Below are 19047 nucleotides of genomic sequence, written 5' to 3' on the forward strand. Positions count from 1 at the left end.
GAGTCGCGGAGGTCGGCCTAGTAGAGCCGGATGAGGCGCAGCGTGGAGGGGCCCGACAGCGAGGAGAGCCCATCCGACGACACGCACGGGGTGAGGTCGTGCGGCGAGATGTCGTACGTGATGACGACGGCGTTGCCCTGGAAGGGCCCGTCCTTCACCACGCCGACGGAGACGTAGGCCTGCCCGCCGTGGATGACGTCCACGCCGGAGCGGATGATGGCCAGCGAGGAGACGCTGCCGTCATTCCAGGTGAGGGTGCCATCGGAGCGGCTCTGGAGCGCGCAAGACGCCTTGACGTCCGTGGCGATGTCCAGCTCCGCCGACACGAGGTTCGGGTCGCTCGTGGTGCACGAGTCGTAGCTCGACTTGTTCGTGTACGTCGAGTTCCGGGGCAGCAGTCGCAGGCCGGGCTCCCAGGTCTGGTACGCGCCGCCCGTGCACCGCGCCTCCGTCTTCGCGGCTTCCGTCGGAACGGACTCCGCGAGGGCGGGCGTGGCCTGAAGGACGAGGGCGGTGCCCAGGGACAGCAGGGAGATGGACTTGCGAAGGTTCAGCGGCATTTGACGGCTCCATGTGCCACGCACCTGGCCGGCCTTCATGGCCGGACCGTTCATCCCCTCGTGCGGGGACAGTGGGTGCGTGGGAGCCGAATGTGTGGGCGCGTGGTGGGGTGAAACCAGTCCGCCCCCGGTGCCATGCGCCTGTCTGAATCCGTGCCGCCGTCCGCGACGGGACGGCGGCCTGGACGTCAGCTTCTGAAGGCCTCGCGCACGCCATCGCGGCGCAGCGTGAAGAGCATCCAGATGGCCACCGGCACGCCGATGACGCAGGCGGGAGACAGGATGTAGAGCGCGGTGATGCCGCCCACCGTCGCCAGTCCGTAGCCCTTGAGGTTGAGCGCGCTCAGCGCGCCCCACGCCGACAGCACGCCGCAGAGGATGCCCACCAGCAGCATCAGCGCCAGCGCCGGCGACAGCTCCAGCGCGTTGGCCGGCGTCCCCGGAGGCGCCAGCGGCGACGTCACGTGCAGCGCGGCCAGCACGAAGCCCGCGATGTTGAAGAAGACGTTCAGCACCCCGGTGCACAGCAGGAAGAAGGCCGGAGCGCGGATGATTTCGATGACCCTCGCGCGCGGGTCGGTCGGGGGGAGATGGATTCCAGGACCGCTCATGTACGGGCTCTCAAGGCGCTCACGATCATCCGCGTGGCCGGGGACTTGTTGAGTGTGTAGAAGTGGATACCTGGCACGCCGCGCGACAAGAGCTCCATGCACTGCACCGTGGCGTGCGCCACGCCCAGCTGCACCACCGCGTCCGGCTGGTCCTTCACCCGCTCCAACTGCAGACCCAGCCGCATGGGCACCGTGGCGCCGCACATGCGCGTGAAGCGCTGCACCTGGTCGTAGTTGGTGATGGGCATGATGCCCGGGACGATGGGGACGTTGATGCCCGCGCGGCGGGCCCGCTCCACGAAGTCGAAGTAGAACGCGTTGTCGAAGAAGAGCTGCGTCACCACGAAGTCCAGCCCCGCGTCGACCTTGGCCTTCAGATGACGCAGGTCGTCGTCGCGGGAGGCCGTTTCCACGTGGCCCTCCGGATAGCACGCGCCCCCCATGCAGAAGTTGAAATCCTCTTCTCGGATGAATTGCACCAGCTCCGAGGCATAGGCGAAGCCGCCCTCCGCCGGGGTGAAGGTCTTCTGTCCGAGGGGTGGGTCACCGCGCAGGACGAGCACGTTGTCCAGCTTCGCCTCCGTCAGTCGCTGGAGCAGCTCCCGCAGCTCCTCCCGCGTGTGGCCCACGCACGTCAGGTGGGCCATCGCCTCGATGCCCGTCTCCGCCTTGATGCGGGTGACCAGCTCCAGCGTCCTGTCGCGCGTGCTCCCGCCGGCCCCATACGTCACGGAGACGAACCCCGGCTCCAGAGGTGCCAGGTCCTCCAACGTCTTGAGGAGGTTGGCCACGCCTTCGTCGGTCTTCGGCGGGAAGAACTCGAAGGAGAAGCAAGGGTTGGACGGATTCAACCGATTACGAATCTTCATGGCGGACCCAGTGTAGACCTTCCCCGTCGGCCTTGATCGGCCAAGGTGCATGGCTATAGTCCGCGCCGCTTTCAATCCCCTTCAGGAGAAGCCGATGACCCGGCGTACGCCGCTCAACGAGGCCCACCGCGCGCTGGGCGCTCGGATGGTTGACTTCGCGGGTTGGGACATGCCCGTGCAGTATTCTTCCGTCATCGCCGAGCACGAGGCGGTACGCAACAGCGTCGGACTCTTCGACGTGTCGCACATGGGCGAGGTGGAGTTCGCCGGCCCGGGTGCGCTGGAGACGGTCAACGGACTCATCTCCAATGACCTCGCCCGGATTGCGGACGGGCAGGCTGTCTATGCGGGCTTGCTCAATGAGCAGGGAGGCTTCGTCGACGACGTCGTCGCCTACCGCTTCAGCCCCGAGCGCATCCTCATCTGCGTCAATGCCAGCAACCGCGACAAGGACTTCGCCTGGATGAAGGCGCACGCGCGCGGCGTCGCGCCCGTGGACCGCGGCGACGAGTACGCGCAGATCGCCGTGCAGGGCCCCAAGGCCGCGGGCCTGGTGCAGCGGCTGACGAAGACGGACACCTCCAAGATCGGCACCTACCGCTTCGCCGAGGGCGAAGTGGCGGGCGTGCGCTGCATCATCTCGCGCACCGGCTACACGGGCGAGGACGGCTTCGAGCTGTACTGCGCGCCGGACGGCGCGGTGGCGCTGTGGAACGCGCTGCTCGACGCGGGGCAGCAGGACGGCGTGAAGCCCTGCGGCCTGGGCTGCCGGGACAGCCTGCGCACGGAGATGAAGTACGCGCTCTACGGCAATGACATCGACGACACGCACACCGCGCTGGAGGCGGGGCTCGGGTGGATCGTCAAGCTGGACAAGGCGGCCTTCATCGGGAAGGACGCGCTGGTGGCGCAGAAGGCCGCGGGCGTGAAGCGCAAGCTGGTGGGCCTCGAGCTGACCGGCGCCGGCATCCCTCGCCACGGCTACCCCATCCTCAAGGAGGGCGTCCGCGTCGGTGAGGTGACGAGCGGAACGATGGGCCCCTCGGTGAAGAAGCCCATCGGCATCGGCTACGTGCCCACGGAGCTGGCCGCGGAAGGCTCCACGTTCGATGTCGAGATTCGCGGTCGCGCAGTGCCCGCCGTCGTCGTGAAGACGCCGTTCCTCAAGAAGCCCTGAACCCTTAGCCCCATCGAGGAGCACCCCATGTCGAACATCCCCGAGAACCTGAAGTACACCAGCGATCACGAGTGGGCCCGCATCGAGGGCAACAAGGCGGTGGTCGGCATCACGGACCACGCGCAGAACACGCTGGGCGACGTGGTCTACGTGGAGCTGCCCAAGGTGGGCCGCAAGGTCGCGAAGGGCGAGGCGTTCGGCACGGTCGAGTCCGTGAAGGCCGTCTCGGAGCTGTTCTCGCCGCTCTCCGGAACCATCACCAAGATCAACGAGGAACTCACCGGCGAGCCCGAACTGCTCAACACCGACACCTACAGTGACGGGTGGATCATCGAGATCGAGCTCTCGGACACCAAGGAACTGGCCGAGCTCCTGGACGCCGCCGCGTACGCCAAGCTGCTCCAGAACGGCTGAGAGTGAAGTGCCGGGGCGCCGTTGTTAGTGACGGTCCTCGAATTTTCCGACTCCGCCGTCGCGAGTCGCACGCGAGCTACCACCGCCATGTCCTTGAACTGGAAGTATCAGGAGTCGTTCGCCGGCCGGCACAACGGTCCGGATGAGCATGAGCTGAAGCAGATGTTGTCCGCGCTGGGCGTGGACTCGCTCGATGCCTTCATCGACCAGACCGTGCCGCCCGCCATCCGCTCCAAGGAGCCGCTGCGGCTCGCGCCGGCGAAGGGCGAGCACGACCTGCTCACCCAGTTGGAGGCCATCGCCGCGAAGAACCAGGTGTTCCGGTCCTTCATCGGCATGGGCTACTCCGACACGCACACGCCCAACGTCATCCTCCGCAACATCTTCCAGAACCCGGGCTGGTACACGCAGTACACGCCGTACCAGGCGGAGATCGCGCAGGGGCGGCTGGAGGCGCTGCTCAACTTCCAGACGATGGTGATGGACCTGACGGGCCTGGAGGTTGCCAACGCGTCGCTGCTCGACGAGGGCACCGCCGCCGCCGAGGCGATGTCGCTGGCGCTGAACGTCAAGGGCGACGACTCCGACGCCGCGTTCTTCGTCTCCGAGTCCTGCCATCCCCAGACGGTGGACGTGGTGCGCACGCGCGCCCAGCCGCTGGGCGTGGAAATTGTGGTGGGGGACCACCGCACGGTGGACCTGGGCGCGAAGAAGTACGTGGGCGCGCTGGTGCAGTACCCGACCACGGACGGCGCGGTGGTGGACTACCGCTCCTTCGCGGACAAGGTGCACGCGGCGGGCGGCCTGTTCATCGTCGCCGCGGACCTCTTGAGTCTCACGCTCTTGACGCCTCCGGGTGAGTTCGGCGCGGACGTGGCGGTGGGCAGCGCGCAGCGCTTTGGCGTGCCCATGGGCTACGGCGGTCCGCACGCGGGCTACTTCGCGACGAAGAGCGCGTACACGCGTGTCATGCCGGGCCGCCTCATCGGCGTGTCCGAGGACGCGCAGGGCCGCCGCGCGCTGCGCATGGCGCTCCAGACGCGCGAGCAGCACATCCGCCGCGAGAAGGCCACGAGCAACATCTGCACCGCGCAGGTGCTGCTGGCCGTCATCGCCAGCATGTACGCCGTCTACCACGGGCCCAAGGGCCTGAAGTCCATCGCGGAGCGCGTGCATGGGCTGGCGGTGGTGCTGGCGCGGGGCCTCGCGAAGCTGGGCCTGAAGCCTCGGCACGAGCAGTTCTTCGACACCCTGCGCGTGGAGTTGACGGCGCAGCAGGTGCGCGCGGTGCTGGCCGCCGCCGAGTCGGCGCGGATGAACTTCCGCCGCATCGACGAGAAGACGCTGGGCGTGTCGCTGGACGAGACGACGCGAGGCTCGGACGTGGAGGCCATCCTGTCGGCCTTCGCCACGGGCGTAGGCAAGTCGCAGGCCCCGTCGCTGGAGGAGGTGGGCGTGAACGTGGAGAGCTCCGTGTCTCCCGACCTGCGCCGGCGGAGCGCGTTCCTCTCGCACGCGGTCTTCAACAGCTACCACTCCGAGACGGAGATGCTGCGCTACATCCGGCGGCTCGAGGCCAAGGACCTGTCCTTGACGCACTCGATGATTCCGCTGGGCAGCTGCACGATGAAGCTCAACGCCACCGCGGAGATGATTCCGGTGACGTGGCCGCAGTTCGGCCGGCTGCACCCCTTCGCGCCGACGTCGCAGGCGGCCGGCTACAAGGTCATCTTCGAGCAGCTCGAGCAGATGCTCTCCAGCATCACCGGCTTCGCGGGCTGCTCGCTGCAGCCCAACGCCGGCAGCCAGGGTGAGTACGCGGGCCTGCTCGTCATCCGCGCCTACCACCAGGGCCGAGGTCAGGGGCACCGCGACGTGTGCCTCATCCCGTCCTCCGCGCACGGCACCAACCCGGCCTCCGCCGTCATGGCGGGCTACAAGGTCGTGGTCACCAAGTGCGATGAGAACGGCAACATCGACCTCGACGACCTGCGCGCCCGCGCGGAGGAGCACAAGGACAAGCTCGCCGCGCTGATGGTGACGTACCCGTCCACGCACGGCGTGTTCGAGGAGGAGATCAAGGAGATCTGCTCCATCGTCCACGAGCGCGGCGGTCAGGTGTACATGGACGGCGCCAACCTCAACGCGCAGGTGGGCCTCACCGCGCCGGGGCTGGTGGGCGCGGACGTCTGCCACATCAACCTGCACAAGACGTTCTGCATCCCGCACGGCGGTGGCGGCCCGGGCATGGGCCCCATCTGCGTGGCCAGCCACCTGGTGAAGTACCTGCCGGGACACCCGGTCATCCAGACGGGCGGCTCGGACGGCATCGGCGCCATCTCCGCGGCTCCGTGGGGCAGCGCGAGCATCCTGCTCATCTCGTGGATGTACATCGCCATGATGGGCGGCGAGGGCCTCACCCAGGCGACGAAGCTGGCCATCCTCAACGCGAACTACATCGCCGAGCGGCTCCAGCCTCACTACCCGGTGCTGTACCGGGGCAAGCGGGGCCGCGTGGCGCACGAGTGCATCGTCGACCTGCGTCCGCTGAAGAAGACGTCGGGCGTCGAGGTGGAGGACGTGGCCAAGCGGCTCATGGACTACGGCTTCCACGCGCCCACGGTGTCCTTCCCGGTGGCGGGCACGCTGATGATCGAGCCGACGGAGAGCGAGTCCCGCGCGGAGCTGGACCGGTTCTGCGACGCGATGATCGCCATCCGTCAGGAGATTCGCGAAGTCGAGGAGGGGCGCATGCCGAAGGACAACAACGTCCTGAAGAACGCGCCGCACACCTCGCGCGTCATCTCCGCGCCGGAGTGGAACCGTCCGTACTCCCGCGAGGTCGCCGTGTTCCCGGCCCCGTGGGTGCGCGACAACAAGTTCTGGCCGTCGGTGGGGCGCCTCAACAACGTGCTGGGCGACCGCAAGCTCGTGTGCTCGTGCCCGCCCATCGAGGACTACATGACGCCGGAGCCCAAGCCCGCCGTCGCGTGACGGGGTTGATGCCCCGCGGTTGAAGTCGAAGGCCGTCTCCCGTCATGGGGAGGCGGCCTTTGTCATTCAGGCGTGGTGGCCATGCGGCCGGGGCGCACCCTGGTCGCCGTGCTCCGGCTCCACGTGCACCACCACGTCCACCAGTTGGGGGTAGGCGGCCTGGAGCGTGCGCTCCACGCGGTCCGCGACTTCATGGGCCTGCGCGGTGGTGAGGTTCGGGTCCACCTCGATCTTGAGGTCGACGTAGACGCTCTCCTCCATGCCTCGGCTGCGCACGTCGCGGCAGCTGCGCACGCCGGACACGGACATGGTGTGCTGCGCCACCTGCGCGGGGTCCAACCGAGCGGTGTCCGAGAGGATGTTCACCGCCTGCCGGACGATGCCGTAGGCCACCCACGCGACGAAGACCATGACGCCCAGCGCGATGATGCCGTCCGCCTTGGGGAAGCCCAGCGCCACCAGGCCCAGCGAGGCGAGCACCGCCAGCGTCACGAACACGTCCGACAGGGTGTGGCTGGCGTCGGCCAGGAGCAGGCTGCTCTTGTACTTGCGCCCGTAGTGGCCCTCCACGCGTGTCACCGCCAGGTTGACGGCGAGGGTGAGCACCATGACCACGGCCATGGCGGGCGTCACCTCGACGTGCCGGTCATGCAGCAGCGAGTCGAGCGCCATGCGCCCCAGCTCCAGCATGCCGATGCCAATCATCGCGCCGATGCCCAGCGAGGCGAGCGCCTCGAACTTGCCGTGTCCGTAGGGGTGGTCTTCGTCCGCGGGGCGGGAGGCCACACCCATGGCCACCAGGCCCAGCACGTTGGAGCCGCCGTCGATGAACGAGTGAAGTCCATCCGCCGTCACCGCCGCGGACTGGCTCATCAAGCCGAAGACGAGCTTGGCGCCCGCGACGACCCAGTTGGCCAGGAGGATGGCGAACAACACGAAGCGGATGTTCTTGCTGCGCTGCTGGAGCTCTGCGGTGCGGTCGTTGAGCGGGGTGTCCACGGCGCGGCACCGTAGTGGGAACCGCGCCCGTCCGCGAGGACCTGGCGCGATGCGCGTGCCCTGGCGAACGTCAGTTGGGCTGCCGGAACAGCCGCATGCGCGGGCCGCCGCCCATCTCCAGGAAGAAGCCGAACGAGAAGCGCACCTTCGAGTCGTCGCTCAGCAACCCCGGAGGCGGGTTGGGGAAGGGCTGCGCGCGCTGGAACGAGGACACCGCCTCCATGTCCAGGAAGTCCAGGCCGCTGCTCTTCTCCACCTGGATGTCCGTGACGCGGCCCTTCTCGTCGAGCGTGATCTCCAGGAGCGTGTGCCGGTCCTTCCCCGAGTACATCCGGCCCGTGGGGTCTCTCAGGCGCAGCGACTCATTGGGATTCCAGTGCATGCCCACGCTCTGCTTCACGCGGTTGAAGAAGCTGGCGTACTTCCACTCGCGGGAGTTGAGCAGGGTGCCGTCTCCCTCCTCCACGTCGCGCAGGTGGTCATTGGGCGCGGCCCCCAGCACCTTGTCCATGGCGGCGCGCGACGGCATCAGCGAGGCGATTCCCGGCGAGCCGATGCGCCCCGAGGAGCCTTCCTCCTGGCCCCCCGTGCCCGGCTGGATGCGCAGGCGCTTGCCGTTGCCCGTCATCTCCTCGCTCTCGTTCTGGTTCTTCACGGACACCCCGCCGGGCGTGGTGGGGTCCGACTTCACCTTCATCTCGTTGCGGCGGTGGATGTCGGGGACCTCGAAGGCGAACTGCTGGCCGCCCTCGGCGAGGGGACGGTCGTCGTTGCCCATGCCGTTGTTGCCCGCGATGCGCGGCGCCGTGGGCTCCGTGTCCGCGCCTTCCTGGGCCTCGGGCGCCGTGCGCTGGGGCATGGCGTTGCGGTAGTTGGGCGTCTGCTCCCGGGCCCGCGTCTCCTTCTTGACGCGGTTGTTGTGCTCCGCCAGGTACTTCGCGTCCGGCGCCTCCTCGTTGTTCCCGGGCGCCAGGTCCACCACCTGTCCCTGGGGACGGGTCTCCGGCTTCTTCTCCTCGGGCTTCTTGTCCTGGAGGCGCGGGCGCTCGGTCGTCTTCGACTTCGGGTCCGTCTTGCCGCGGTTCTTCGCCCACTGGTCCTGCGTCAACGGCCGCACCGCCACGGACGTCGGGGGGCGCGAGGCGGGCTTGCGCTCATGGGACGCGGGGGAGAGCGTCCCCGTGAAGAGCACGATGGCCAGGTAGGCGACATGTGCCACCAGGGCGAGCAGCACCGCGGCGAGCAGTCGCCAGGGTGAGTCTCGCCGCCGCTTGCGGCGCCAGTCTGTCGGAGAAGAACCCGTGCTCACGGCGCGATGATAAACCTCCGGGCCCGCTGCCTAGTCCCGTCCCGTTCGCGGCAGAACAGGGGGATGAGGAAGGACATTCACGAGGCGTGCACGGTTCCACCGGCGCGCCCTCGCCTGGACTTCAGTAGATGGGAGCGACTTCAGCACCATTGAAGTAGTGGTGGAGGATTTCCTGGTAGCGCTGTCCGGCCTCGGCCCGTCCGATGGCGCCCGTCTGACACATCCCTACTCCGTGGCCCCAGCCGCCGCCACGGAAAACCCAATGGGTGGGCCGGCCCTCGGCGTCCCGTTCGGCTTCCACCACCGCCATGCTGCTGTTGAGCATGCCCAGCAGCCTGCGGATGTTGAGCTCTCCGCGCACCTGGGTGGCCCCCTGGTCCCCAGACAAGGAGAGCACTCGGGCCCGGCCGGACACGCCTCGCTCGGACAGGCTCATCGCCTGGACCCGGCCCACGCCCAGCCGGGCGACGAGCGCGTCCACCTGGGCCGCCGTGAAGCGCTTCTCCCAGCGGAACTTGCTGGGCTGGGCGAAGCTGGAGAGCCGACAGGCGGCCCTCAGGTCGGGCGCCGAGAGCCACTTCGCGAGGCGGGAGGGGGAGGGCGTGTCCGGGGCGGGCTCCAGGATGTCCGGACGTCCACGGAGGCTCGGGTCCGGTGGGCCTCCCCAGACGATGTCGTTGTCCTCGGTGTGGCCACCGCACACGGCGCTGTAGACGGAGTCCACCAGCCGGCCATCCGCGCTGAAGAGGGCCTCGCCTCGGGTGGCCTCCACCGCGGCGGTGGTGCTGGCCGCCTCGCCCGTGCGTCCGCGGTACACGGCGCAGTGCTGCTCCGAACAGAGGAGGTAGGGGTCGGCCAGGTGCTTGATGCCCACCTTCGCCAGCACCTCGCCGCGCGCGGTGACGGCCTGCGCCCGGAGTGCCTCCGGGTGGGCGCGGGCGAAGATTTCAGCGGGGACCAGGCCCTTGAGCAGGTCCTCCAGGGGCACGACATTCACCACGGCGAGCAGGCCCGCGCGGTCCACGGAGAACTGGAGTGCGCCCCGGAACGTGCGGTCCTCGAAGCCGTGGAAGTCGTAGCCCACGCCGTACTCGACCTGGCGCACGTCGAAGCCGGCGCCCTCCGGTGACTCGGCGTCGAGCCGGTCCTGCGCCAGGCCCACCACGGCGCCGGACTCGTCGCGGACCTCCAGGATGGCGCGCGCGGGGGTCTGCGCCTCCTCGAAGAGAAGGGTCCGCACGCCGAAGCGCTGGAGCAGGTCCGCCTGCCGCTTCGCCGCGTCCTCGGGGGAGAGCACCTCGTCCACGAGCAGCAGCGAGCGCCGGTTGTCGATGACCTTGCCGGCGATGCCGTACACCGCGCCGAGGACGTGGGTGCGCACGGCGATGCCTCGGGCCCGCCACTCCTCTTGCGCCGCCGCCAGGCCCTCGCGGTCCGCGAACCGGTGCTCGCCGAGCTGCACGCGCGCGGAGAGCACCGCCGGCACGCCTTGCGTCACGCGCACCGTCCAGCGGGTCCCCGCCGCGGCGTCGAGCATCTTCTCCACCGTCCCGCCGAAGCGCATCCGCATGCGCCCCCGAGGAGAGAATGTCGCCTCGCGCCGCCCCTCCATGAGCCGGATGGGGAGCCGAGGCTCACCGCCCCGGAAGTCCAGCCGCTTGAGCTCCCCGGGCCCTGGAATCCCATGAGCCAGCAGGTCGCTTCCGGAGGCCCCGGGGGACGTCACGGCCTCGCTGCCCGCATCCTCCGTCCCAGCGTCTTCGCTCGAGGGGGGCGTGCCTCCATCCGTCCCGGCGTCCAGGGGCTCCTCGGGTGGCAGTGCCACCGGACGCTCTATCAGGTGGCCGGACGACCGAGGGCTCGCGCAGGTCGCGAGCAGCAGGGCGGAGAGCAGGAGTGGGACGGCGGTGCGCACAGGGGGCGGCACCGTACCCGCCGGCCCGGGGCCTGTCACGGACCGGACGCCCGGCGGCCCGTGTGCCGGTACTTGTCGTGAAGCGAATAGACCGCGCCGGGCCTGGCGTTGGACCTGCTCATGCGAAATTTCAAAGGCAACTTCCTGACGCTGAAGACTCCCGTGGCCGCTCTGGCCACCAGCCTTTTCATGCTCGGTTCGGCTGCCCACGGAGCAAGCCTGCCGCCCATCGGTGTGCAGCCCGTTCCCAACACCCCCGTGGCGGCCCTGCCTGCCCACGCGGACCATGCGGCCATCGCCACGCCGTCGCCGCAGCCGGGTGTCCAGGCCACCGCGCTGAGCGCCGCGGCCAGCACGAACTTCACCCGCGAGTGGGTGGTGAGCCCCTCCGGCAATGACGGCGGCGACGGCAGCGCCGCTCAGCCGCTGCGCACCATCAACAAGGCCGTCGGCCTGGCGGGCCCGGGCGAGCTCATCCGCGTCCAGGCGGGTTCCTACGCGGAGCGCGTCATCATCGGCGCCAACGCGAAGGCGGGGACCCCCGAGGCGAAGATCACGCTCCAGGGCGAGGGCGGCGCGCGCATCATCCCAGGGCCCGGCACGGGCGGCATGGTGCAGGTGCGCCGTCCGAACTGGGTCATCGACGGGTTCACCATCGACGTGCAGCGCCAGCCGCTCTTCGGCGTCACCTTCGAGGGCGACGTCACGGGCTCCATGCTGGTGAACTCGGAGCTGCGCGACGGTGGGGGCGGTGCGGCCGTGACGACGTTCAACAAGGCCACGGGCGCCATCATCGAGAACAACCACATCCACGGCTTCGTGAAGAACACGGGCAACAAGGACTCGCACGGCGTCGTCGTGCAGCCCACGTCCAAGGACATCACCGTCCGCAACAACGACATCCACGACAACTCAGGTGACTCCGTGCAGTGCCTGGGGCCCGAGGGCTTCAGCTCGCTGCCTCCAGCGGAGGGCCTGCTCGTGGAGAACAACCACTTCTACGGCAACCGTGAGAACGCGGTGGACATCAAGACCTGCTACGGCGTGGTCATCCGCAACAACCGGATGCACAACTTCCGCCCGACGAGCACGGCGAAGGGGGATGTCCTGGTGGTGCACTACTCCGCGAGCAACGTGCTGGTGGAGGACAATGAAATCTACGACGGCGCCAAGGGCATCTCGGTGGGTGGCAACCGCTCCGGGCCCATGCCCACGGGCATCGTCGTGCGGCGCAACCGCGTCTACAACATCACCAACGCGGGGGGCGGGGAGGGCACCGGTATCCGCCTCGAGAACTCGAAGGGCACCGTGGTGGTGAACAACACCGTCGCCGCCACGACGACGGCGCTCATCATGGGGCACGGCACGGGAGGCCCCACCCAGACGCCGGTGGTGCGCAACAACATCATCGAGGGGACGGTCGCCGTGGACCTGGGCGGTCAGGCGCCGGGGCTGAAGCTGGGCAACAACCTCATCTCGCCCACGGGGCAGTTCAAGCGCAACGGCGTGGTGGTGAGCCCGGACCAGTTCAAGGCGACCACGGGGGACGCGTCCTCCATCAGCGGTCCTCCCGGCCTGGGTGAGGCCTTCAGCCCCAGCACCGACGCGGTGGACAAGGGCGTCGACGTGGGCCTGCCTTTCTGTGGCGGGGCCCCCGATATCGGCGCCGTGGAACTGGGCTGCTGACCCGGCACCGCGCTCGAGCGGACGAAAAGAAAAAGCCCGATGCGGAGTGGATTTCCGCATCGGGCTTCTCTTTTGGATGAGGCGCCACCCGGATTCGAACCGGGGAATGAAGGTTTTGCAGACCTTTGCCTTACCACTTGGCTATGGCGCCGACGGCTTGGGGCCGGGTTTATACGCAGCCCGCCGCCGCCCGGTCAAGGATTCAGCGGAAGCGGGAGCGCGCGGGATACCGCTACCATTCAGCTCGAAGGCCGCGTGCCGCCCCTGTGGGCCTGGCGCGCCGATTCGCACCGAGGGGTTCGCTGATGCTGCATGGCCATGGGCTGTACCTGGAGGAGCACGAGTCCTTTCGCCGCACGGTGAGGGCGGTGGTGGAGAAGGAGATCCTCCCCTTCGTGTCGGGGTGGGAGGAGGCGGAGGAGTTTCCTCGGGAACTCTTCACGCGCTTTGGCGAGCTGGGCTTCCTGGGCCTGAAGTACCCCGTGGAGTACGGTGGCACCAACGCGGGCCCGCTCTACGAGGCCGTGCTGCTGGAGGAGCTGGGGCGCTGTGGCTCGGGCGGGGTGTCCGCGGGGCTGGGGACGCAGTTCACCATCTCCACCGGCCCGCTGAACCTGTTCGCGACGGACGCGCAGAAGCACCGCTGGCTGGCCCCCGCGATTCGAGGCGAGAAGATTGGCGCGCTCGGCATCACCGAGCCTGACGCGGGCTCGGACGTGGCGGGGCTGCGCACCACGGCCCGCCGCGACGGTGCTCACTACGTCGTCAACGGCTCCAAGACGTACATCACCAACGGGGTTCGTGCGGACTTCGTGGTGCTGGCGGTGAAGACGGATACCTCCGCGGGCCACAAGGGCTTGTCCATGTTGGTGGTGGAGAAGGGCACCCCTGGCTTCACCGTGGGCCGCAAGCTGAAGAAGCTGGGGTGGCGGGCCTCGGACACCGCGGAGCTCTTCCTGGAGGACTGCCGCATCCCCGCGGAGAACCTGCTGGGCGTGGAGAATCAGGGCTTCGCGCAAATCATGGGCAACTTCCAGTGGGAGCGGCTGTCGCTCGCGCTCGGGGCGGTGGGCGCCATGGACGACATGCTGGAGCGAGTCGTCGAGCACGTGAAGTCGCGCCGCGCCTTCGGCCAGTCTCTCAGCCAGCTCCAGGTGGTTCGCCACAAGCTCGCGGACCTGTTCACCGCCCGGGAGTGTGCGCGCCAGCTCACCTACCACGCCCTGCGCCTGCACTCGGCGGGCGAGTGGGCGGTGGCCCAGACGTCCATGGCCAAGAAGGTGGCCACGGAGACGGCCTGCCGGATTGCGGACGAGTGCCTCCAGCTCCACGGGGGCGCCGGCTACATGATGGAGTACGACATCCAGCGGCATTGGCGGGACGCTCGCCTGGGGCCCATCGGCGGCGGGACCAGCGAGGTGATGAACGACATCATCGCCAAGCAGCTGGGCTTGTAGCGGCCCTAAGGGACGCGGGCGGTGGGGTGGGGCAGGCGTCCAGGCGGGATGGAAGAGATGCGCGAGGGCCCGGGTTGAGCCCCGAGAGCCCCCGCGGAGGTCTTCGTGGAGCCCACCATCCTGTGTACCGAGCTGTACCTGCGCCTGGGCGATGACGAGCTGCTCGTCATCGACTGCCGCACCCCCGCTGAATGGGAACACCATGCCCTGCACATCCCTGGCGCCTTGAGGATGAGTCCCGGTGAGGTCGCCCGGGAACACCGCATGCTCCCCGACGACGAGCTCATCGTCCTGTGCGGTGGCGCACAGGACGGCTCCGACGTCCGCCGCGTCTGCCGCCTGCTGCGGATGCATGGGCGCGAGGCGGTCTGCCTCGAGGGGGGGCTTCCGGCCTGGATTCGAGGGGGCTACCCCACCGAGCGCCATGCCCGTCCTCAGCTCGCGCTGCCTCGCTGAGGTTCGGTGGATGCGGTGCGTCGGCAAAGGGTGTATGGAGCGGCGGACTTCATCCCTTGGAGAGCCGTCCCTATGGCAAAGCTTCGTGCTGCCCTCATTGGTGCGACCGGACTCGCGGGCCAGCAGTTCATCGCCGCCCTCAGGAATCACCCGTTCATCGAGCTGACCGGCCTGGCCGCGTCGCCTCGCTCGGCGGGCAAATCCTACGGGGACGCGCTGCGCACCGCCAACGGGATGACCGCGTGGTTCGTCCCGGAGCCGCTCGCGCCCGAGATGGCGCGGATGCCGGTGGTGAGCGGCGACGCGCTCGAGGCCCAGGACTACGACCTGGTCTTCTCCGCCGTGGAGGCGGACGTCGCGCGGGAGCTGGAGCCGCGGCTGGCCAAGGACATCCCCGTCTTCTCCGCCGCCAGCGCCTTCCGCTACGAGGATGACGTCCCGCTGCTCATCCCCCCCGTCAACTCCTCCCACGCGCCCCTCGTGCGCGAGCAGCAGCGCCGGCGCGGCTGGAAGGGCTTCATCGTCCCCAGCCCCAACTGCACGACGACGGGCCTGGCGGTGACGCTGGCTCCGCTGGTCGAGCGCTTCGGGGTGAAGGCGGTGCTGATGACCAGCCTCCAGGCGATGTCCGGTGCGGGGCGCTCGCCGGGGGTCATCGGCATGGACATCCTCGACAACGTCATCCCCTACATCCCCAAGGAAGAGCAGAAGGTCGAGGCGGAGACGAAGAAGATCCTCGGCGCGCTCAACGCGGGGGGCTCGGCCCTGACGCCCCACGACGTCCGGGTGTCCTGCACGTGCACCCGCGTGGCGGTCCTCGAGGGCCACACCGAGTCCGTTTTCGTCTCGTTGGGCACCAAGGCCACGGTGGCCGAGGTCATCCAGGCGATGCGCGAGTGGCGAGGCGACGAGGTGGCCCGCGACCTGCCGTCCACCCCCAAGCGGTGGATTGAGGTGATGGACGACCCGTTCCGTCCCCAGCCCCGGCTGGACCGGGAGACCCACGGGGGCATGGCCACCACGGTGGGACGCGTGCGCGAGGATGGTGTGCTGGAGAACGGCTTCAAGTACGTGCTCGTCTCCCACAACACCAAGATGGGGGCCGCGCGCGGGTCCATCCTTGTGGCCGAGCAGCTTCGGGCCCAGGGGTTGCTCGGCCGTTAGCGACATCCGCCGCACAAGTCGCACAAATTCAGGGTGCCATCCCTGGAACGAACCATTAGTCTGCGCGCCCACGGACGCGCTGAAGATTTCTAGAGGAGAGCTTTCATGGCCTACGTCGTCGCGGACCCTTGCATCAAGTGCAAGTACACTGACTGTGTGGAGGTCTGCCCGGTCAATTGTTTCTACGAGGGTGCGAACTTCCTGGTCATCCACCCCGACGAGTGCATCGACTGCGGCGCGTGCGAGCCCGTGTGCCCCACCAAGGCCATCTTCCCGGAGACTGAGCTGCCGGGGAAGTGGAAGGAGTACAAGGCGCTGAACGCGGACTTCTCCACGAAGTGGCCGAACATCGCGGAGAAGAAGGCGTCGCTTCCCGAGGCCGAGGACTTCAAGGCCAAGGAAGACAAGCGCGCGCTGCTGGACACCGCACCCGGCAAGTAGGCCCCTGGCGCCTCGTGCGCCCGTGAGTCTCCAAAAGACCCTCGCGCCCTCCGTGGCCGCGAGGGTCTTTGTCGTTCCTGGCATCCGTCTTACCCAGCATGCAGCGCGCGGAGCCGCAGCCCACGGGCCTCCAGTGCATCCCTCAGCCGTGCGACGTCCTCGGTGGGAACGGGGCCTGTCCGGCCCTGGATGCGCAGCACCACCTCCCGAGGGCCCGTCCGTTCCACCTCCACGGTGGCGTTCAGCGTTCCCCGGACGCTCAGGCTCATCGCGGGGCGCTGTGACTTCACGAAGACCTCGATGCGCTCGATGAGCTCCACGGCTGATTCGGCGTGGGAGGGGGCCTCGGTGCGAGAAGGGCCGCTGGTGCCATTCGCCATCACGCGCCCCTCCGAAGTCATGCCTTCGGGTGTCGCGGTCCGCGGGGATGTGTCTGGAGGCGAGGCGGCCATCCCGGGCCCCGCGTCCCTCGGTGGGGTGGGGCGCAAGCCGGGCTCCCTGAGCGAGAGTTCCCGGAGGAACAGGTCGGTGATCCGCTGCTCCGTACGCTCCTGGCTGGAGGCGTGTCCTTCCACGCGCACGCTGCCCAGTCGCTGGGACTCCACATGCATGGCCTTGCGAGTGGTGGCGAGGTGCTCCGGGCTGGACAGGGCACCGCGCGATGTGGCGACGACCCGGGAGGCCGCGAGCGCGGTGTTCAATCCGGCGGAGCGCGGGAGCAGGGGGCGCGTGGTGGCCGCGCGTGCCGATTCAGGAGGGGGCGGAGGGCCTCTCCGGGCCGAGGCTTCCTGAAGGGTGCGCTGGAAGCGCTCCCCGTCAGGACGCTCTCGCGTGGCGGTGTGGCTGGTGGCTGAGGATTCGCTGTCGACCTTCATCATGTCCCTCGCTCCGGTTCGGGCGGGGACGAAGCAGTCAACATGCCAGCGGGTCACCGCCGCGAGGCGTGATGCAGACCGTCCATCCTCCGGGAACGAGGCTCCCGGGCGGGATGGAGCTGGCTCAGCGATTCTTGCCGAAGGCGCCGGGCTGGATGGGGGCGATGCCCGTCAGGTCGTTGATGGCCAGGGGGCAGGAGGCCAGCGCCATCGGCTCGACGAGGGTGCCGACGCGCGCCCAGTCGCGCTCGGGGAAGATGAGCGCATCGCGCAGCTCGATGATGCTCATGCCCTTCTTGTACTCCCAGAAGCGACCCCGCACGAGGACCCGGTTGCCCTTGAGCAGCTTGTTGAGGTCGGCGTACTGCTTGTCCTGGAGGGTGGCGACAATCTCCACGCGCTCGCGCTTGCGCGGCTTGCCGAACTTGAACTCGTACATCGCGGTCGCCTCGAGCTCGGGCTCCATCCACGTGAGGCGAGCCACCATGCGCTCGGGCTCGGGCTCCTCGCCCTTCTTGAGTCGCTTCTTCTTGGGCTTCTCCAGCTTGACGTCCACCAGCTCCATTCCGCTGAAGGCCAGCTCGTGGTCCAGGTAGTTGTCGCGGAACAGGGCCTCGGCGGTGGAGACCGCGACCGAGTTGACGCGTTTGACTTCCTCGGCGTAGCGCTCGCGCAGCACGGGCAAGGTGAGGAGGAAGCTGTCCACGGGCTTCACGCCGTCGGCGAGGAAGCGCAGCCGGTCCAGGTCGATGGCGGGGTAGTAGGGGAGCAGTGACTCGGCGGTCTGGAGCCACTCGGCGCGGAGCTTCTGGTCGATGAGCACCCGGCGGACCATGGCGACGAAGTAGCTGTTGCCGGGGAAGCGCTCGGTGACGAGCTGCGTCCCCAGGGCCTGCACCAGCGCGGGGTCCAGCATGAAGTTCTCATCGCGCTTGTGGAACTGGGTGCCCACTTCGCCGAGCAGCGTCAGGAACGCGCCCACGACCTGCGCGCAGTTCGGGTCGGCGGTGCCCTGGTCCAAGGCCTGGGACAGGCGCGTGCGGATGAAGCGCTTGTCCACGCCCTCTTCGCGGAAGACAGGGGCTTCACCGGTGCCGAAGAAGAACTCGGGCTGAGCGATGGCGGGGCTGGCCAGCAAGCCCAGGGCAAGTGCGAGCAGTGGGGCAGTACGCATACGGGGACCAGCCTACCACTCCGAGCCGCTCGCGGAGAGCCTCGGCCCGAGAAGCGCCGCGGCTTGACTGCCGTGGGCGTGTCTTTCCGTGCGGGACGCGCGTCGCGAGCGCACCTGCGAAGAGTCCATCGAACGGGAGTGCGGCAGGTGTCGGGAGGCCCATCGCGATGCGGGCCGTCGCGAGGCCATCACGCGGGGAACCAGGTCCGTGAGCCGGTCGCGATGAGGGACGGGCAGGGAGGCGAGGGGCCCGAAGCACCGCAGGAGACGGGCCTGGATGATGGAGCGCGAGGTGAACCCGGTAGGTAGGGCTGGAAGGGTGTGATGGGAGAGGGAAGTGCGTGGTGGCGGCGGGCTCGAAAGGGACGGAAGGGAGGGGTCTGGTGGACGGTTGGGGCCTTGACATGTCCGGGTGCTTTTCCGCCTGTTGACCTCGCTCCCTTTTGTGTACCTTGCCCTCGACATGGCCAGTCCCACGGAAACAACCGCGCCCGTTACCGTCACCCAGATTCTGGACGAGGCGGAGCTCATGCAGGCGCTCGCCATCCGCGAGGTGGTGTTCATCGAGGAGCAGCACGTCCCCGAGGGCATCGAGCGTGACGCGGAAGACGCGCACGCCTACCACGTCATCGCGCATCAGAGTGGTCACGCCATCGGCACGGGTCGGTTGGTGATGCTCGCCCAGCCGCCCTCGGGCGAAGAGGGCCCGTGGGGACAGGTGGGCCGCATGGCGGTGCTTCAGGCGCACCGCAAGGCGCGCGTGGGCTCACTGCTGCTGACGTCGCTGGAGCAGGAGGCGCGTCGCCGTGGCGTCAGGGGCATCATGCTGCATGCCCAGCTGTACGCGCTCGAGTTCTACAAGAAGCACGGCTACTCCGAGATGGGCACGGTCTTCCTCGAGGGAGGCATCGACCACCTGGAGATGCGCAAGCGCTTCTAGTCGTCG

Annotated in this window: 17 protein-coding genes and 1 tRNA gene; 9 read left to right on the forward strand and 9 right to left on the reverse strand. The window is 68.7% G+C overall.

Translation table 11 applies throughout. The annotated features are described in order from the left end of the window. Positions 1-17 precede the first annotated feature (17 nt). The 3 genes from MYSTI_RS17310 to metF form a co-directional block, all read right to left on the reverse strand. Positions 18-560 (reverse strand): hypothetical protein, encoded by a 543-nt coding sequence (locus MYSTI_RS17310; protein WP_015349072.1) that lies wholly within the window; start codon positions 558-560, stop codon positions 18-20. A gap of 188 nt (positions 561-748) precedes the next feature. Continuing rightward, complete coding sequence (locus MYSTI_RS17315; protein ID WP_015349073.1) at positions 749-1171, reverse strand: hypothetical protein; 423 nt, start codon at positions 1169-1171, stop codon at positions 749-751. Continuing rightward, positions 1168-2040: a methylenetetrahydrofolate reductase [NAD(P)H] gene (gene metF, locus MYSTI_RS17320; RefSeq protein ID WP_015349074.1), complete on the reverse strand. Its 873-nt coding sequence runs from the start codon at positions 2038-2040 to the stop codon at positions 1168-1170. The genes MYSTI_RS17315 and metF overlap by 4 nt, the downstream gene beginning before the upstream one ends. Positions 2041-2134: 94 nt before the next feature. On the opposite strand from metF, the gene gcvT reads away from it, so the two are divergent. The 3 genes from gcvT (at position 2135) to gcvP (ending at position 6625) form a co-directional block, all read left to right on the forward strand. Beyond that, positions 2135-3217, forward strand: coding sequence for a glycine cleavage system aminomethyltransferase GcvT (gene gcvT, locus MYSTI_RS17325; protein WP_015349075.1), 1083 nt, complete (start codon positions 2135-2137; stop codon positions 3215-3217). A 27-nt stretch (positions 3218-3244) separates the two neighbouring features. Beyond that, positions 3245-3631: a glycine cleavage system protein GcvH gene (gcvH, locus tag MYSTI_RS17330; protein ID WP_015349076.1), complete on the forward strand. Its 387-nt coding sequence runs from the start codon at positions 3245-3247 to the stop codon at positions 3629-3631. Positions 3632-3718: 87 nt separating this feature from the next. Then, a complete protein-coding gene (gene gcvP, locus MYSTI_RS17335; protein ID WP_015349077.1) occupies positions 3719-6625 on the forward strand; it encodes an aminomethyl-transferring glycine dehydrogenase in 2907 nt (968 codons plus the stop codon). Between the two features lie 66 nt (positions 6626-6691). Here gcvP and MYSTI_RS17340 read toward each other — a convergent pair whose 3' ends face one another. The 3 genes from MYSTI_RS17340 to MYSTI_RS17350 all read right to left on the reverse strand — a co-directional run bounded on the left by MYSTI_RS17340 (position 6692) and on the right by MYSTI_RS17350 (position 10848). Continuing rightward, positions 6692-7624: a cation diffusion facilitator family transporter gene (locus MYSTI_RS17340; protein ID WP_015349078.1), complete on the reverse strand. Its 933-nt coding sequence runs from the start codon at positions 7622-7624 to the stop codon at positions 6692-6694. 70 nt (positions 7625-7694) lie between these two features. Beyond that, entirely contained in the window at positions 7695-8933 is a 1239-nt protein-coding gene (locus tag MYSTI_RS17345; RefSeq protein WP_044280804.1) for an energy transducer TonB, read from the reverse strand. Between the two features lie 121 nt (positions 8934-9054). Further along, positions 9055-10848: a SpoIID/LytB domain-containing protein gene (locus tag MYSTI_RS17350; RefSeq protein WP_233278301.1), complete on the reverse strand. Its 1794-nt coding sequence runs from the start codon at positions 10846-10848 to the stop codon at positions 9055-9057. A 120-nt stretch (positions 10849-10968) separates the two neighbouring features. Here MYSTI_RS17350 and MYSTI_RS17355 point away from each other — a divergent pair, with 120 nt between their 5' ends. Beyond that, entirely contained in the window at positions 10969-12534 is a 1566-nt protein-coding gene (locus MYSTI_RS17355) for a right-handed parallel beta-helix repeat-containing protein (protein WP_015349081.1), read from the forward strand. 79 nt (positions 12535-12613) lie between these two features. On the opposite strand, the gene MYSTI_RS17360 is transcribed toward MYSTI_RS17355, so the two are convergent. Then, positions 12614-12685: transfer RNA gene (locus MYSTI_RS17360), tRNA-Cys, on the reverse strand. A 154-nt stretch (positions 12686-12839) separates the two neighbouring features. On the opposite strand from MYSTI_RS17360, the gene MYSTI_RS17365 reads away from it, so the two are divergent. From MYSTI_RS17365 to fdxA, 4 genes are all read left to right on the forward strand, one after another. After that, on the forward strand, positions 12840-13991 hold the full coding sequence (locus tag MYSTI_RS17365) for an acyl-CoA dehydrogenase family protein (RefSeq protein ID WP_015349082.1): 1152 nt from the start codon (positions 12840-12842) through the stop codon (positions 13989-13991). Positions 13992-14096: 105 nt separating this feature from the next. Then, entirely contained in the window at positions 14097-14447 is a 351-nt protein-coding gene (locus MYSTI_RS17370; RefSeq protein ID WP_015349083.1) for a rhodanese-like domain-containing protein, read from the forward strand. A 72-nt stretch (positions 14448-14519) separates the two neighbouring features. Then, positions 14520-15611, forward strand: coding sequence for an aspartate-semialdehyde dehydrogenase (gene asd / locus MYSTI_RS17375; protein ID WP_015349084.1), 1092 nt, complete (start codon positions 14520-14522; stop codon positions 15609-15611). A 105-nt stretch (positions 15612-15716) separates the two neighbouring features. Then, a complete protein-coding gene (fdxA, locus tag MYSTI_RS17380) occupies positions 15717-16052 on the forward strand; it encodes a ferredoxin FdxA (RefSeq protein WP_015349085.1) in 336 nt (111 codons plus the stop codon). 89 nt (positions 16053-16141) lie between these two features. On the opposite strand, the gene MYSTI_RS17385 is transcribed toward fdxA, so the two are convergent. Both MYSTI_RS17385 and MYSTI_RS17390 read right to left on the reverse strand, forming a co-directional pair. Further along, a complete protein-coding gene (locus MYSTI_RS17385; RefSeq protein WP_015349086.1) occupies positions 16142-16930 on the reverse strand; it encodes a hypothetical protein in 789 nt (262 codons plus the stop codon). Between the two features lie 121 nt (positions 16931-17051). Then, positions 17052-18101 carry a hypothetical protein gene (locus MYSTI_RS17390; RefSeq protein ID WP_015349087.1) on the reverse strand — a complete coding sequence of 350 codons (1050 nt, stop codon included), beginning with the start codon at positions 18099-18101 and terminating at the stop codon, positions 17052-17054. 463 nt (positions 18102-18564) lie between these two features. On the opposite strand from MYSTI_RS17390, the gene MYSTI_RS17395 reads away from it, so the two are divergent. Then, complete coding sequence (locus MYSTI_RS17395; RefSeq protein WP_015349088.1) at positions 18565-19041, forward strand: GNAT family N-acetyltransferase; 477 nt, start codon at positions 18565-18567, stop codon at positions 19039-19041. The last annotated feature ends 6 nt before the right edge of the window (positions 19042-19047 follow it).

It is taken from the genome of Myxococcus stipitatus DSM 14675 (assembly GCF_000331735.1).
Taxonomy (GTDB): Bacteria; Myxococcota; Myxococcia; order Myxococcales; family Myxococcaceae; genus Myxococcus; species Myxococcus stipitatus.

What these genes read in the sequence shown, in the direction of transcription:
- MYSTI_RS17310 (WP_015349072.1), bottom strand. Translation starts at nt 560, where the DNA reads ATGCCGCTGAACCTTCGCAAGTCCATCTCCCTGCTGTCCCTGGGCACC.
- MYSTI_RS17315 (WP_015349073.1), bottom strand. Translation starts at nt 1,171, where the DNA reads ATGAGCGGTCCTGGAATCCATCTCCCCCCGACCGACCCGCGCGCGAGG.
- metF (WP_015349074.1), bottom strand. Translation starts at nt 2,040, where the DNA reads ATGAAGATTCGTAATCGGTTGAATCCGTCCAACCCTTGCTTCTCCTTC.
- gcvT (WP_015349075.1), top strand. Translation starts at nt 2,135, where the DNA reads ATGACCCGGCGTACGCCGCTCAACGAGGCCCACCGCGCGCTGGGCGCT.
- gcvH (WP_015349076.1), top strand. Translation starts at nt 3,245, where the DNA reads ATGTCGAACATCCCCGAGAACCTGAAGTACACCAGCGATCACGAGTGG.
- gcvP (WP_015349077.1), top strand. Translation starts at nt 3,719, where the DNA reads ATGTCCTTGAACTGGAAGTATCAGGAGTCGTTCGCCGGCCGGCACAAC.
- MYSTI_RS17355 (WP_015349081.1), top strand. Translation starts at nt 10,969, where the DNA reads ATGCGAAATTTCAAAGGCAACTTCCTGACGCTGAAGACTCCCGTGGCC.
- MYSTI_RS17365 (WP_015349082.1), top strand. Translation starts at nt 12,840, where the DNA reads ATGCTGCATGGCCATGGGCTGTACCTGGAGGAGCACGAGTCCTTTCGC.
- asd (WP_015349084.1), top strand. Translation starts at nt 14,520, where the DNA reads ATGGCAAAGCTTCGTGCTGCCCTCATTGGTGCGACCGGACTCGCGGGC.
- fdxA (WP_015349085.1), top strand. Translation starts at nt 15,717, where the DNA reads ATGGCCTACGTCGTCGCGGACCCTTGCATCAAGTGCAAGTACACTGAC.
- MYSTI_RS17385 (WP_015349086.1), bottom strand. Translation starts at nt 16,930, where the DNA reads ATGATGAAGGTCGACAGCGAATCCTCAGCCACCAGCCACACCGCCACG.
- MYSTI_RS17390 (WP_015349087.1), bottom strand. Translation starts at nt 18,101, where the DNA reads ATGCGTACTGCCCCACTGCTCGCACTTGCCCTGGGCTTGCTGGCCAGC.
- MYSTI_RS17395 (WP_015349088.1), top strand. Translation starts at nt 18,565, where the DNA reads ATGGCCAGTCCCACGGAAACAACCGCGCCCGTTACCGTCACCCAGATT.